Below are 14,276 nucleotides of genomic sequence, written 5' to 3'. Positions count from 1 at the left end.
TCGCTTCACCGACGCCGGCGCCCTCGGATCACGGGGGCGCCGGCGCTGTCGTTGGCGATCAGAGAACCGTGCCGGCCGTACCGTCGTCGCGGATCACTGGTCTCCCGGCCTTCCGCCACGCCTTCATGCCGCCGACCAGGTTGTAGACAGTGACACCGGCGGCCGCGAGTTTTCTTGCCGCTGAACCAGATCTGTTGCCCGAACGGCACACCGCGACAACCGGCACGGTGGCGTCGAAGGTGCGCGGATCGAGTTGACCAAGCCGCACGTGGACTGCACCGGGAGCGTGTCCGGCGGTCCACTCGTCGTCCTCGCGGACGTCGAGCAGGGTGGCGCCGGACTCGTCGACAAGCCCCATCGCCCCGTTCGGATCGATTTCCAATACGTCCATCACGCCTTGCCTCTCACGCGGATCGCAGACTCGATGTCGGCGGCAGCGATCTCTTTGGTGCAGAAGAACCAGTCTTCACACTTGACGCCCTCGTCGTGGCCGTCCATGCGTTCCTTGGCGGTGCCGCAGGAGCCGGCAGGGGGAACGATGACCGAGTCGCCGGGTCGCCAGTCGGCCGGTGTCGCGACCGAGAAGTGGTCGGCGGTCTGCAGTGCCTTGACGACGCGAAGCAACTCGTCGAAGTTGCGGCCGAGACTCAGTGGGTAGTAGATGACCGTGCGGATTTTGCCCTCCGGGTCGATGACGAACACCGCGCGTACCGCCTTGGTGGAGTCCTCGCCGGGCATGATCATCCCGTACATCTCGGCGATCTTCATCGAGATGTCCTCGATGAGCGGGAAGGTGACCTCGACGTCCTTCATACCCCGGAAGGTGATCTTGTCCTTGATGGTTCGCAGCCAGGCGATGTGGCTGTACAGCCCGTCGACTGAGAGGCCGACCAGCTCGGTGTTGTAGGCCGCGAACTCCTGCTGCATCGACGCAAACGTCATGAACTCGCTGGTGCAGACCGGGGTGAAGTCGGCAGGATGAGAGAAGAAGACGACCCACTTCCCGGCGTAGTCGGCAGGGAAGTTGATGTCACCCTGGGTCGTCACGGCGGTGAAGGCCGGCGCTGGGTCGCCGATGCGCGGCATGCCCGTTACGGCGGTCGAGTTCGTGGTCGGGGTGGGAATCTCGTTGATTGTCATAGTGATTCATTTCGCTTTCTCTTAGTGGTGGGGTGGAGTCTCTCAGGGCTGTCCCACCTTGGTCGGGGTCCCAAAGTTCGGCGTGAAGGAGGAGGTCGATCGCAGCGCTGCCTAGCGGGGTTACGACAGTGCGAGGAAGAGCTTTTCAAGCTCGGCCTCGGTCATCGGCGTATGGTCGCCGGTGGCGGCGGCGCCGGTGGCGCATTCCCGCATCCCGGTGGCGACGATCTTGAACCCGGCGCGGTCCAGCGCCTTCGACACCGCGGCCAGCTGCGTGACCACGTCCTTGCAGTCGCGGCCCTGTTCGATCATCGAGATCACGCCGGCCAGTTGTCCCTGGGCGCGCCGCAACCGGTTCAGTACCTCGGCTTCGGCGATCTGGTCAGCGGCCATGTCGGATCCTCCTTTTCTTTGCGTCGAATGGTCATGAGGTGGTGTGTGTGGCGGGTTGACCGGTGGCCGCGGGCTCCCGCCGGCCGGGTGTCAGTCGGCGCAGTGGGCAGATGTTTTTTCGGGTGCAGGCTAGGTGCAGCCCGGCTGCGGTGGCGGTGAGGGCTGCGGCGGTGATTCCGACGGCGGGGTGGATTTCTTGGGCGAGGATGACTGAGGACATGGCCAGGACGAACCAGCCGAAGGTTTTGCGTAGGGCGTCGGGGTTGATGAGTGCGGTGAGGCGGGAGCCGATGAGGGCGCCGAGGACGGCGGCGGTGGTGACGGCTAGGGCGAGGGTCCAGTTGATGTGGACGCTGGTGAGGTATCCGGCGAGGCCGGCGAAGGATTTCATGGCGATGACGATTAGTGAGGTGCCGACGGCGAGGGGCATGGGTAGTCCGCCGAGTAGTGCGAGGGCGGGGACGACGAGGAAGCCGCCGCCGGCGCCGACCAGGCCGGTGACCAGGCCGACCACCAGGCCTTCGGCGATGATTTTGGGTATCGGCAGCCGATGTTCGCCTTCGGAGGTCTCGGCATTCCTGCGGCCGCGCAGCATGGCGATGGCGGTGGCGATCATCATTACGGCGAAGCCGATGAGTAGCACGGTTCCGGGGATGTAGCGGGCGAGGATGCCGCCGGCGTAGGCGCCGGCCATGCCGGCGGCGCCGAAGATCAGGCCGGTGCGCCATTGGACGCGGCCGGCTCGGGCGTGGGAGATGGCGCCGATGGCGCTGGTGGCGCCGACGACGAGCAGTGAGGTGGCGATGGCTTGTTTGGCGTCCATGCCGGCGACGTAGGCCAGCAGCGGGACGGTGAGGATGGAGCCGCCGCCGCCGAGGAGCCCGAGGGCGATGCCGACGAAGACGGCCAGCCCGATGGTCAGCGCGATCATGGTCGCTACCGGGCTTTCGGGTCGGTGGGGGCAGATCCGACGAGTTGGGACACGATGGTGGGGGCGTCGCAGGTGGCGCCGCGGTTGTAGGGCAGCTTGGACAGTGCCATGCCCATCGCGCAGGTGTTGGTCACCGAGGCGAAGGTCAGTCCGCCGCCGATCGCGGCGGCCACCCATTTGGCTTTGGGTAGGGCGATGCTGGCCAGGATGCTGGAGAGCACGATCGAGCCGGCGACGAGGCGGACTTGGCGCTCGAGGTCCCAACGTGGTGCGCCGCGGTTGACCGCGAAGCCCCGGGTTTCCCAGGCGGTGATGCCGCCGTCGAGGATGTGCACGTTGCCCAGGCCGGCGGTGCGCAGGGTTTCCTCTGCTTGGGCGGCGCGTTGACCGGAGCGGCAGACCAGCACGACGTCCTCGTCGAGGTGTTTGATGATCTCGTCGCGGTGTTCGCGCAGCAGATCCAGCGGCACGTTGTACGCCCCGGCGATGTGGGCGGTTTCGAACTCGCCCGGGGTGCGGACGTCGAGCACCCGCGGCGGGGTGGTCGAGCCGAGCAGGTCGCTGAGGTTCTGCGAATCGATGATGGCTGGCGCGGTCATATCAGTGGTCCTTTCCAGGAGGGCCGACGGTGACCAAAGCCTCTAGAGCTCTGATACCACCGGGGGTATGTTCGTACTCATGCTAGACATACCCCCACCGGTATTGTCAAGTGTGCGGCTAGATACCCCGGGGGGTGTATGTTATACCCATAGGGGTATATGCGAAGATGGCATGACCACCGCATCAACAGAGAGAAGAGAGCGATGAAGTTCATTCAGTACTACTTGGATTGCCTGTCTCATGCGTCGTATCTGATTGCTGACGAGACGACTGGGCGTGCGGTGGTTGTTGATCCGCAGCGTGATGTGGCTGAGTATCTGGCTGATGCCAGGGAGTTCGGTTACACGATCGAGCTGGTGATCGAGACCCATTTCCACGCCGATTTCTTGTCGGGTCATCTGGAGTTGGCTAAGGCGACCGGCGCGAAGATCGTGTACTCCTCGGTCGCTGAGACCGAGTTCGAGTCGATGGGCGTCGCTGATGGAGAACGCTATTCGCTCGGTGAGGTGATGTTGGAGTTCCGCCATACCCCGGGCCACACACCCGAATCGTTGAGCATTGTGGTCTACGAGCATCCCGGTGACGACGTTCCCTACGGTGTCCTGACCGGTGATGCGTTGTTCATCGGCGATGTGGGCCGGCCGGATCTGCTGGCTTCGATCGGGTTCACTCGTGAGGAGTTGGCCGACAAGCTTTATGACTCGCTGCACACCAAGCTGATGACGCTGCCGGATGCGACCCGGGTGTACCCGGCCCACGGTGCGGGCTCGGCATGCGGGAAGAACCTGTCCACCGACCTGTGGTCGACGATGGGGGAGCAGAAGGAAACCAACTACGCGCTGCGGGCGCCCGACAAGGCCACCTTCATGGACCTCGTCACCGAAGGGCAGCCGCCGGCACCGGGGTACTTCGTGTATGACGCGATCCTCAACCGTAAGGATCGTGAGTTGCTCGACGAGACCAAGATGCCCACGCCGATGACCTATGAGCAGGTCCGCGAGGCGGTCGACCGCGGCGCGGTGCTGGTCGATGGGCGCACCCCTGAGGAGTTCGCCCAGGGTCATCTGCGTGACGCGGTCAACGTCGGGCTCGAGGGTCGCTATGCCGAGTTCGCCGGGTCGGTCCTGCCATCAGACGTCGACATCGTGCTCTTCACCGAGCCGGGGCAGGAGCTGGAAGGTAAGAACCGGCTTGCCCGAATCGGTTTCGACCGGGTCATCGGCTATCTGGACCGGCCGTTCGAGGTGATGTTCACCCACCAAGGTGACGTCCAGATCGCATCTCGCCTGACCGCCAGAGCATTCGACGAGCGTGCAGCAGAACTGAACGACCTGCAGGTCGTCGATGTGCGAAACCCGGGTGAGGTGGCGGCGGGAACCATCCCGAACGCGATCGCGATCCCGGTGGGTCAGCTGCCGAGTCGGCTGAACGAACTGGACCCGGCCAAACCGACGGTCGTGTACTGCGCCGGTGGTTACCGGTCCTCGGTGGCCGCGAGTCTGCTGCGGCAGAACGGCTTCGCCGATGTCAGCGACATCCTGGGCGGCTACGGCGCCTGGGAAGACACCCACCAGAACGCCTGAGCGAAAGGGCATCATGATCACCGCGAAACACCGGGTCGTCATCGTCGGCGGGGGCACCGCTGGAATCACCGTCGCCGCACGCCTGCTGCACAAGGGGCACGACGACGTCGCCGTCATCGACCCCTCGGACACGCACTACTACCAGCCGCTGTGGACCCTGGTCGGCGGCGGTCAGGCCAAGGCCTCGACGACCGCACGGCCGGAAGCCTCGGTGATGCCGAAGGGGGTGCGATGGATCAAGAACGCCGCGACGGCCGTCGACCCGGACAACAACACAGTCAGCTGCGCCGACGGGGCGACCTACGCCTACGACGTGCTCGTGGTCTGCCCGGGCATCCAGCTCGACTGGAACAGCACCGAGGGCCTCGAGGATGCCCTGGGTCGTGACGGGGTGTCGTCGAACTACCGGTTCGACCTGGCCCCGCGCACCTGGGACTACATCCGGGACATGCGTTCGGGTACCGCGGTGTTCACGGTTCCCTCGGGCGCGATCAAGTGTGCCGGCGCTCCGCAGAAGATCGCCTACCTGGCGTCGGATTACTGGCGGTCCCAGGGGGTGCTCGACGACATCGACGTCCACCTCGTCATGCCGGGGGCGCGACCGTTCGGGATTGCGGCGATCGCCGACAGCCTCGACAAAGTCATCGCCGATTACGGCATCACCGTGCACACCAACGCGGAGGTGACCTCCGTCGACGCGGCGGCACACAAAGTCGCCATCACCAGCGTCGCCGCCGGCGGGACCGACACCATGCTGTCCTACGACGTGTTGCATGCGGTACCTCGGCAGTCGGCGCCGGACTGGATCAAGTCCAGCCCGCTGTCGACCGGCGACGCTGGGGGATACGTCGACATCGACAAGCACACCATGCAGCACGTGCGCTACCCCAACGTATTCAGCCTCGGCGACGCCGGATCATCGCCGAACTCCAAAACCGGTGCCGCGATCCGCAAACAGGCCCCGGTGGTGGTCGACAACATCGACGCGTACCTGAAAAAGCAGCCGCTGCGCGCGTCGTACAACGGGTACTCGTCGTGCCCGATCGTCACATCCTCGCACGCGATGCTGCTCGCCGAGTTCGACTACGACCTGAACCTGGAACCGTCGATCCCGCTGCTCAACCCGACCACACCGCACCGGGCGTACTGGTACCTCAAAAAGTACGGGCTGCCGTTCATGTACTGGAACCTGATGCTCAAGGGCCGCGCCTGAGAAATCAACTGTCACACAAAGACATACCGAGAACGACATACCGAGAAAGGAAACACAATGACAATCAGCAACCTGACCACCGCCGACTTCGAGACCACCATCGACGAGAATCCCATCGTGCTCGTCGACTTCTGGGCGTCATGGTGTGGCCCGTGCCGCGCCTTCGCCCCGGTCTTCGAGCGCTCCTCGCAGTCACACCCCGACGTGGTACACGCCAAAGTCGACACCGAAGCCCAGCAACAGATTGGCGCGGATCTGGACATCCAGGCGATCCCGACGATCATGGCGTTCCGTGACGGCATCCTCGTTTACCGCCAGCCGGGAGCGATGCCGGCCGCGGCGCTCGAGGACCTCATCACCAGGGTGAAGGCGCTCGACATGGACGACGTACGCGCCAAAATCGCCGCCGCGACATCCTGACCGAATCTCTTTTCACTCCAGGAGAATCCATGTGCTACCCCGAGAAGTGTCCCAAGTGTGGAAAGACTGGCTGGGCCGGGTGCGGCCGACACGTCGACGAGGTGATGCGTTCGGTGCCCGCAGCGCAGCAATGCACCTGCGGGCGGGATTCCGCACCGCAGCCACGTGCCCGTGTTGCGAGGTCCTGGTGGCGTCGCTGACTGCTCGGCGGTGAACCGTTCGTTGCCCAGTGGGCTACTGGTTTTGGGGGAAGCCGAGGTTGATGCCGCCGGAGGTGCGTGAGCTGGGGTCGAGCCAGCGTTGGGTGATGGCTATTTGGCGGGTGTAGAAGTTGACGCCGCCGGTGCCGTGGGCGACCCAATGGGAAATCGTGTTCGTCATCGGTTTCATCTTTCTGAATGATGTTTCGGTCAGGGACGTTCTGCGAGTTGCACCTCGACGGGCAGCCCGGACTCGAGGGACTCGACGCCCGCGGCGCACACCGCGGCGGCCGCGTAACCGTCCCAGGCAGTGGGGCCGTCGACGTTGGTCCCGCCCCGGACGGCGTCCACCCAGCGCTGGATCTGGGTGTCGTAAGCGCGGCCGAAGCGTTCACGGAAACCGGGCGTCACCTGCCCGCCCCAGGTGGCCGGGGCAGATTTACGGATCAGTCCGATGTCCAGGCCGATGATCGCGCTGCCCTTCTCGCCAACCACTTCGGTGCGAACCTCGTAGGCCACGCCGGTGGTGACAAAGAGTTCGACGTCGACATGCTTTCCCGAGGCGGTCCTCAGGACCGCGATCTGAGGATCGATGACGCCTTCCGGCGCCGCGGGATTCGAGAACGGTTTGATGATCTGCACGCTCGCGATCTCCTCGTCGAACAAAAATCGAGTCACGTCGACCTCGTGCACCAGCGAGTCCTTGACGATCAACGAGCTGTCGAAGTAAGACGGCACACTGGCGTTGCGGTGCACGCAGTGCATGAGCAGCGGCCGACCCAGCTCACCACCGTCGAGCAGCGCCTTCAGGTGCATGTACTCGTCGTCGAAGCGACGCATGAACCCGACCTGGATCAACGGCCGCTCCAGCCCGGCCTCGCGGCGGACGATGTCCAGCGACGTCGAAACGTCTGTAGTCAAGGGCTTTTCGCACAGGACCGGCTTGCCGTGCTCCAGGCAGGCCAGCAGTTGCTCCAGGTGGACCGCACCGGGGGTGGCCAGCAGCACGGCATCCACCTGTGCATCGGCGATCGCCTCGAGCGGATCGGGCACCGCACGGCAACCGTCGATCTGGGCGGCGATCTGCTCGGCCTTCTCGGTGATGTAGTCGTTGACGACGCTCACCCGGGCGCCGGAGATCCGCGAGGTGATCCGGGCGACGTGGTCGGCGCCCATCACGCCGACACCCAGTACGGCGACCCTGAGATCTGTGCTGCTGTGCATGGTCAGCGATCCGACGGGTTGATCAGCGGTCGTTGGACCTTCTTCCAGTCCGCGTAGCGCGCATACGCCGACTGCGTGGACGCCAGTGTCGACACCTCGCTGACCGGGACGTCCCACCAGGATCGGCTGTCGGGCGCGTAGATCAACGGGTCGGTCTCGACGTAGATCACCGTGGTGCGATCGGCTGACTTGGCCACCTTCACCGCATCGGAGAACTCGGCGGCCGTCGACACGCGGATGACGTCTGCACCCAGGCTGGCGGCGTTGGCGGCGAGATCGACCGGGAGCCTGCCGTCGTCGAGGCGGCCGTCCTCGCCGCGGTAGCGGTAGGCCGTGCCGAACCGTTGTGAGCCCAACGATTCCGACAGCCCGCCGATGGACGCGAAGCCGTGGTTCTGCACCAGCACGGGGATGACCTTGACGCCTTCCTGCACCGCGGTCGCCAGCTCGGTGGCCATCATCAGATAGGACCCGTCGCCGACCATGATGAACACGTCGCGGTCCGGGGCCGCCATCCGCACCCCGATGCCACCGGCGATCTCATAGCCCATGCAGGAGTACCCGTACTCGACGTGGTAGCCCTTGCGGTCCCGCGTCCGCCACATCTTGTGCAGGTCCCCGGGCATCGATCCGGCAGCGCACACCACCACGTCGCGCGGATCGGACAGCGTGTTGACGAGCCCGATCACCTGGTTCTGGTTGAGCGCGCCGCCGTCTTCGGTGCGGTAGACCTGAGAGACGGTGTCGTTCCACTCGATCGTCAATTCGCTGACCCGGGCGCGATATCCATCGCTGACCGTGTAACCGGCCAGAGCCGAGTCCAGCGCCTCGAGCGCCTCGCGTGCGTCCGACACCACGCTGATACCACCCTGCTTGACCGAGTCCAGCGACGCCACATTGATGTTGACGAATCGGACGTCGGGATTGTTGAACGCGGTCCGCGACGCCGACGTGAAATCGCTGTACCGGGTGCCGATGCCGATGATGACATCGGCCTCGCTGGCCAGCGCGTTGGCGGCGGTGGTGCCGGTGGAGCCGACGGCGCCGACGCTCTGCGGGTGCTCGTGCAGCAGCGACCCCTTGCCGGCCTGGCTCTCGCACACCGGGATTCCGGTGCGTGCCGCCACATCGGCCAGAACGTCACTGGCGCCGGAGTAGATGACGCCGCCACCGGCCACGATCAGCGGCTTGGTGGCCGAGCGGATGATCTCGGCCGCGCGGGCGATCACCGAACGCTCCGGCAGCGGGCGGGCAATGTGCCAGGTTCTTTGGGCGAACAGACTTTCGGGCCAGTCGAACGCCTCGGCCTGCACATCCTGCGGCAGGGCGACGGTCGCTGCCCCTGTCTCGACGGGGTCGGTCAGGACTCGCATCGCGCCCAACAACGCGGCCGGGAGTTGCTCGGGGCGCCACACCCGGTCAAAGTAGCGGGACAGCGGCTTGAACGCGTCGTTGACGGTGACGTCGCCGCTGGAGGGGAGCTCCAGTTCCTGCAGCACCGGCGAACTCACCCGCGTGGCGAATGTGTCTGCGGGAAGCAGCAATACCGGGAGACGATTGATGGTCGCCAGCGCCGCTCCGGTGAGCATGTTCGTCGCCCCGGGACCGACGCTCGCGGTGACCGCCCATGCCTGCAGGCGGTCCTGCTGGCGGGCGTAAGCCACAGCGGTGTGCACCATGGCCTGCTCGTTGCGGCCCAGGACGTATTTCAGTCCGGGCTCGACGCCGGCCTCGTGCGCCTCTAGTTCGTCCTGCAGCAGCGCCTGGCCCACGCCCGCCACGTTGCCGTGACCGAAGATGCCGAGGCACCCGGCGAAGAACTTGTGCCGCTCACCGTCACGCTCGACGTACTGGTTGGCCAGAAACCGGACGGTGGCCTGGGCCACGGTCAGACGCACGGTCGGTTCGGTGTCGACGAGTTTCTCGGTCGACTTCGGAGCGGTGGAAACCATGGTCGGGCTCCTATCCAGCCGGCGCAGCCGGCGGTCGAGTCGCGGAGGAAGCAGGGAAGGGCAGACGCGGGTCGATCTCCTCGTGTTCCCAGCTGCCGCGCAGCCAGGTGTGCCGGGGATCGTCGCAGATGAGCCAGGCGCGGTCGGGCCCGGAGCCGGCCATCACGTTCAGGTAGTACATGTGGTGACCCGGTGCGGCGATGGAGGGCCCGTGGTAGCCGTGCGGGACCAGCACAGCGTCGCCGGTACGGACCTCCTCGAGGACCTCGATGGGACGCTCCGGCGTGCCGTACACCCGGTGGTATCCGAAACCCGGTGTGCCGACGGGGCTGTCGGCGATCTCGAAGTAGTAGATCTCCTCGAGCTGGGTTTCCACGTCGGTGTTCTCGTCGTGTTTGTGCGCGGGGTAGCTCGACCAGTTGCCGCCGGGGGTGATGACCTCGCACGCGATCAGTGAGTCCGCCTCGAACGCCGTCGCGGTGCCGAAGTTGTGCACCTGGCGGCTGCAGTTGCCCGCGCCGCGCAGTTCGACCGCCACATCGGCGGCTGCGACCCGGCGATTGGGGAAGCGCCGCCCCGCCCGAGTGGCCCGCGCGCCGCAGATCGCGATCCGGCCGCGACCCGACAGCGTGTAGGACTGGTCGATCCCGAGATAGACCATGTCGGCCGGACCGTCGAAGACCGAAGCGCGCGGGCTCAGTTCGAACGACTTGCCGGCGCACTCGACGGCAGCGCCACCTGCCAGAGGCAGGATCATCACCTCGTCGTCGCCGGTGTGCAGGGAAAGATCCTGACCGTCGCCGAGGTCGACGACGTGCAGCGACGACTCCGCCCACCCGGCATCCTGCGGGGTGATGGCGACGGTGAACGGTGCGGAGGCGCTGCCCGCCGGAATGTAGAGGTCGCTGTTCATCGGACCAGCGACACCGCGGTGGCGACGGCCGAGCTCACGTCGTCGTCGGATGGGTACAGCAGCGTCCGGCCGACGATCAGGCCACGCACCGACGGCAGCGCGAGCGCCTTCTCCCAGTTCGCGAACGCCTCGTCGGGATCGGTCGGATCGCCGCCGAGCAACAGGGTGGGCATGGTCGTCGCATCCATCACCCGGTCCATCTCAGGAACCACCGGCAGCTTCATCCAGGTGTAGGCCGACGTGGCCCCCAGTCCCTGGCTGATATGCACCGACTTGATCACCGCGTCGGGACTCAGGTCGTTGCGCACCTTGCCGTCGACCCGGGAGGACATGAAGGGTTCCAGCATCGCGATCAGACCGTGGGCGGCGAGCGCGTCGACGGCCTGCGCGCACGACGCCAGCGTGGTCACCGTGCCGGGATCGTCGAGATCGATGCGGCACAGCATCTTTCCGCCGTTCATCTTCGCGGCGGCAGTGGAGGCCGCAGTGGCGCCGGTCATCCGGTCGTCGAGCTCGAACGACGATCCGGCGAGCCCGCCGCGGTTGAAGGAGGAGAACACCACCTTGTCCTCGAGCGCGCCCAGCAGCAGCAGATCGTCCAGGATGTCGGCGGTGGCCAGCACCCCGTCCACGCCGGGTTCGGCCAGGGCCGCGCGTAGCCGGTCCAGCAGGTCGGTGCGGCTGTTCATCGCGGTCGGTCGTGAGCCGACACTGAGCGCACCGCGGGCCGGGTGGTCGGCGGCGACGATCATCAGCCGTCCGTCGCCGCGCACCGTCGGGCGGGTGGTGCGGTTCTCCCACGCGCGGGCGACAGCGCCCGGATCGCCGGAGCGCAGATCGGTGATGGCGGAATAGTCACTGCACAGCGCGGTGTCAGACATTGACGGCTCCCAGTGCGGTCTGCTCTGCCAGCTCGGCCACCTCTGCGGAGGTCGGCATGGCGGTCGAGCACTCGAGCCTGCCGGCCACGATGGCCCCGGCGGCATTGGCGTAACGAAGGGTCTTCTCCAGGGGCCACCCGTTGAGCAGGCCATGGCACAGGCTGCCGCCGAACGCATCCCCGGCCCCGAGGCCGTTGACGACGTCAACCTCGTTGGGCGCCACGGTGACCGAGGATTGCCGGCTCTTACCGAGCACACCTCGGGGGCCCTGCTTGACGATCGCCAACTCGACGCCGAGGTCGAGCAGCGCATCGGCGGCTTTGTGCGGGTTCGATTCGCCGACGGCGATCTCGCACTCCTCGCGGTTGCCGACGGCGACGGTGACGTGGGTCAGGGCGCGCTGCACCTGCTCGGTCGCGGCGGCCGGCGACGCCCAGAACATCGGCCGGTAGTCCAGATCGAGGACCGTCAGTGGACTGCGGCTCTGCCCATTCTCTTCGCGCAAGCGCTCATCGCGCGCCGCCCATGCCGCGAAATGCGCCGTGCGACTTGGTTCCTCGGACAGGCCGGTGACCGTCGCCCAGAACAGTCGCGCCGAGCGCACTGCGTCGGCGTCGACGTCCTGCGTGCTGATCTGCAGATCGGGGGCGCTGGGCTTGCGGTAGAAGTAGAGCGGAAAGTCATCGGGAGGGAAGATCTCGCAAAACGTCACCGGCGTCGGGAACTGTCCGTGGGTGGTGACGTAGCGGTTGTCCACGCCGAGGCGGGTGAGTTCGGCACGCACGAACCGTCCGAACGGGTCGTCGCCGACGCCGGAGATCAGCGCGGCACGATTGCCCAGGCGCGCGGCGGCCACCGTGACGTTCGCGGCGCTGCCGCCGAGGAACTTTCCGAAGGTCTCGACATCCTCGAGGCCGACACCCACCTGCAGTGGGTACACGTCGACGCCGCATCGCCCGATCGCGAGCACGTCATATGGCTGATTGGTCATCAAAGTCACTCCGACGGGTAGGTGGGTGGCTGATGAAGACTGTGCCCCGCGTCACCACACGGTGTCAATATTTTGTCCTGACATTCTATCTTTCAATCATGAAATGCTAGGATGCAGCTACCCTTGGCTGGCCCCTCGAGATCGGAGCGCGACGTGCCCCTGACAGTGGAGCTCGACAGGTCAAGCCCTGTTCCTCTCTACTATCAGCTCGCTCAGGCGATCGAGACCGCCATCCGCGAGGGCGAACTCGCGCCCGGCGACCGTTTCGAGAACGAACTCGCGCTCGCCAAGCGACTCACCTTGTCGCGTCCCACGACCAGGCGGGCCATCCAGGAACTCGTGGACAAGGGACTGCTGGTGCGCAAGCGCGGCGTCGGCACCCAGGTGGTCCAGAATCCGGTGCACCGCCGCGTCGAGTTGACCAGTCTGTTCGACGATCTCGCACGTGCCGGTCAGGAGCCCACCACCCGGCTGCTCGACTACCGCGTCGGCAAGCCCGACGAGGAGGTCGCCCGTGAGCTGAACCTGGCCGAGGACCGCGAGGTGGTCTCCATCCAGCGTCTGCGCTGCGCCAACGGTGAGCCGTTGGCTGTGATGATCAATCACCTGCCGGTGGAGATCGCGCCCGGCGCGGACGAACTGGAGGGCACCGGGCTGTACCAGTCGATGCGGGCCCGTGGCGTGCACATCCGGCTGGCGCGTCAACGGATCGGCGCCCGAGGTGCCACCCGCAGCGAGGCGCAGCTACTCGACGAGAAACCCAACGCTCCGTTGTTGACGATGGCGCGCACCGCGTTCGACGACTCCGGAGTGGCGGTCGAGTTCGGCAACCACTGCTACCGGGCGTCGCGCTACTACTTCGACACCACGCTCGTCGACCGCTAGCCCACCCCTCGCCGGAACGTTATTCCAGGCGAGGATTTTTCGAGATTTCCCGCTTGGAATACCGTTCCGGCGGGGGTCAGGAGAACGCGGCCCGGAAGGACTGCAGCGCCGCCTCGCTGTCGCCGGACGCCCACGCCTCCAGCCCGACGGTGCCCGTATATCCCATGGCGCGCAACGCTTCGGCGATCGCCGGGTAGTTGATCTCACCGGTGCCGGGCTCGCAGCGGCCCGGGACGTCGGCCACCTGGATCTCGCCGATGGCGTCGCCGCAGCGGCGCACCAACTCGATGAGGTTTCCCTCGCCGATCTGGGCGTGGTAGAGGTCCAGCATCATCTTCACGTTCGGGTGCGCGACGCCCTCGACGAGCGCCAGGGTGTCCTTGGCGCGGGCCAGCGGCACCCCGGGGTGGTCGACGACCGTGTTGAGGTTCTCCACGCAGAACGTCACACCGGCCGCGGCGCCGAGCTCGCCGATGCGCTCCAGCGTGCGCGCCGCGGTGAGCCACATCTGGCCGGTGGCGCGTTGCCGAGGGCGGGCGGCCTGACCGTCGACGAGTTCGGCGGTGTGCAGGTTGAGCCGGGTCACTCCCAGCCTCTTTGCGGCCTCGATGCTCGCCTCGGCGGTGCGGATCACCTCGTCGGCGGACGCCGGGTCGATCAGGTCGCCGTGCAGATAACCGGTCATCGACGTGAACGTGGCGCCCGTGGCGGCCAACGCGTCGAGATCCTTGTCGTGCCAACTCCAGATCTCGACCGCGAAGCCGAGGTCGTGGATGCGGCGGACGCGGTCGAGTATCGGCAGCTCGGTGAAGACCATCTCCGACGACACCGCGAGCTCAAAGGCGCTCACCGGGGTGTCCCCGTCAGTGGCAGATCCATGTGTCGGGGCATGCGTGTCTCCGCTCTCGCGCTGGAAATGGTCCGTACCGTGGGCCGTTCGTGCCGATCTC

16 protein-coding genes are annotated in these 14,276 nt (G+C 66.3%); 4 read left to right on the top strand and 12 right to left on the bottom strand.

Annotation, left to right across the window (positions count from 1 at the left end):
- Positions 1-58: 58 nt before the first annotated feature.
- The 5 genes from BEMPMBAN_RS29080 to BEMPMBAN_RS29060 form a co-directional block, all read right to left on the bottom strand.
- The gene (locus BEMPMBAN_RS29080) at positions 59-391 is read right to left on the bottom strand and encodes a rhodanese-like domain-containing protein (RefSeq protein ID WP_159234936.1); all 333 of its coding nucleotides are present in this window, start codon (positions 389-391) and stop codon (positions 59-61) included.
- The gene (locus BEMPMBAN_RS29075; protein ID WP_200846154.1) at positions 391-1,140 is read right to left on the bottom strand and encodes a peroxiredoxin; all 750 of its coding nucleotides are present in this window, start codon (positions 1,138-1,140) and stop codon (positions 391-393) included. Before BEMPMBAN_RS29075 ends, BEMPMBAN_RS29080 begins: the two co-directional genes overlap by 1 nt.
- Before the next feature lie 120 nt (positions 1,141-1,260).
- A complete protein-coding gene (locus BEMPMBAN_RS29070) occupies positions 1,261-1,533 on the bottom strand; it encodes a metal-sensitive transcriptional regulator (RefSeq protein WP_159234935.1) in 273 nt (90 codons plus the stop codon).
- Between the two features lie 31 nt (positions 1,534-1,564).
- Positions 1,565-2,464, bottom strand: a complete 900-nt coding sequence (locus tag BEMPMBAN_RS29065) for a sulfite exporter TauE/SafE family protein (RefSeq protein ID WP_159234934.1) — start codon at positions 2,462-2,464, stop codon at positions 1,565-1,567.
- A 5-nt stretch (positions 2,465-2,469) separates the two neighbouring features.
- A complete protein-coding gene (locus BEMPMBAN_RS29060; protein ID WP_159234933.1) occupies positions 2,470-3,063 on the bottom strand; it encodes a rhodanese-like domain-containing protein in 594 nt (197 codons plus the stop codon).
- Positions 3,064-3,267: 204 nt separating this feature from the next.
- Here BEMPMBAN_RS29060 and BEMPMBAN_RS29055 point away from each other — a divergent pair, with 204 nt between their 5' ends.
- The 3 genes from BEMPMBAN_RS29055 to trxA are packed head-to-tail and all read left to right on the top strand — an operon-like array spanning position 3,268 to position 6,280.
- Entirely contained in the window at positions 3,268-4,647 is a 1,380-nt protein-coding gene (locus BEMPMBAN_RS29055; RefSeq protein ID WP_159234932.1) for an MBL fold metallo-hydrolase, read from the top strand.
- A gap of 13 nt (positions 4,648-4,660) precedes the next feature.
- The gene (locus BEMPMBAN_RS29050) at positions 4,661-5,860 is read left to right on the top strand and encodes an NAD(P)/FAD-dependent oxidoreductase (RefSeq protein WP_200846153.1); all 1,200 of its coding nucleotides are present in this window, start codon (positions 4,661-4,663) and stop codon (positions 5,858-5,860) included.
- Positions 5,861-5,917: 57 nt separating this feature from the next.
- Positions 5,918-6,280, top strand: coding sequence for a thioredoxin (trxA, locus tag BEMPMBAN_RS29045; protein WP_159234931.1), 363 nt, complete (start codon positions 5,918-5,920; stop codon positions 6,278-6,280).
- Positions 6,281-6,514: 234 nt separating this feature from the next.
- On the opposite strand, the gene BEMPMBAN_RS29040 is transcribed toward trxA, so the two are convergent.
- From BEMPMBAN_RS29040 to iolC, 6 genes are read right to left on the bottom strand one after another with little or no spacing between them, the layout of a single operon-like run.
- Positions 6,515-6,661 carry a hypothetical protein gene (locus BEMPMBAN_RS29040; protein ID WP_159234930.1) on the bottom strand — a complete coding sequence of 49 codons (147 nt, stop codon included), beginning with the start codon at positions 6,659-6,661 and terminating at the stop codon, positions 6,515-6,517.
- Positions 6,662-6,690: 29 nt separating this feature from the next.
- Complete coding sequence (locus tag BEMPMBAN_RS29035; protein WP_159234929.1) at positions 6,691-7,704, bottom strand: Gfo/Idh/MocA family protein; 1,014 nt, start codon at positions 7,702-7,704, stop codon at positions 6,691-6,693.
- A 2-nt stretch (positions 7,705-7,706) separates the two neighbouring features.
- Entirely contained in the window at positions 7,707-9,656 is a 1,950-nt protein-coding gene (gene iolD, locus BEMPMBAN_RS29030) for a 3D-(3,5/4)-trihydroxycyclohexane-1,2-dione acylhydrolase (decyclizing) (RefSeq protein WP_159234928.1), read from the bottom strand.
- 10 nt (positions 9,657-9,666) lie between these two features.
- A complete protein-coding gene (iolB, locus tag BEMPMBAN_RS29025; protein ID WP_159234927.1) occupies positions 9,667-10,569 on the bottom strand; it encodes a 5-deoxy-glucuronate isomerase in 903 nt (300 codons plus the stop codon).
- Entirely contained in the window at positions 10,566-11,450 is an 885-nt protein-coding gene (locus BEMPMBAN_RS29020) for a Cgl0159 family (beta/alpha)8-fold protein (protein ID WP_159234926.1), read from the bottom strand. Before BEMPMBAN_RS29020 ends, iolB begins: the two co-directional genes overlap by 4 nt.
- Positions 11,443-12,441: a 5-dehydro-2-deoxygluconokinase gene (iolC, locus tag BEMPMBAN_RS29015; RefSeq protein WP_159234925.1), complete on the bottom strand. Its 999-nt coding sequence runs from the start codon at positions 12,439-12,441 to the stop codon at positions 11,443-11,445. Before iolC ends, BEMPMBAN_RS29020 begins: the two co-directional genes overlap by 8 nt.
- A 111-nt stretch (positions 12,442-12,552) precedes the next feature.
- Here iolC and BEMPMBAN_RS29010 point away from each other — a divergent pair, with 111 nt between their 5' ends.
- Positions 12,553-13,326: a GntR family transcriptional regulator gene (locus tag BEMPMBAN_RS29010; protein ID WP_272952258.1), complete on the top strand. Its 774-nt coding sequence runs from the start codon at positions 12,553-12,555 to the stop codon at positions 13,324-13,326.
- A 76-nt stretch (positions 13,327-13,402) separates the two neighbouring features.
- On the opposite strand, the gene BEMPMBAN_RS29005 is transcribed toward BEMPMBAN_RS29010, so the two are convergent.
- Entirely contained in the window at positions 13,403-14,176 is a 774-nt protein-coding gene (locus tag BEMPMBAN_RS29005) for a TIM barrel protein (protein ID WP_200846152.1), read from the bottom strand.
- Positions 14,177-14,276: the final 100 nt, after the last annotated feature.

Origin of the sequence: Mycolicibacterium austroafricanum (genome assembly GCF_902705885.1) — a bacterium.
Lineage (GTDB): Bacteria > Actinomycetota > Actinomycetes > Mycobacteriales > Mycobacteriaceae > Mycobacterium > Mycobacterium vanbaalenii_A.
Note: the sequence above shows the minus strand (reverse complement) of the source record. Positions and strands in the feature narration are given on the sequence as shown.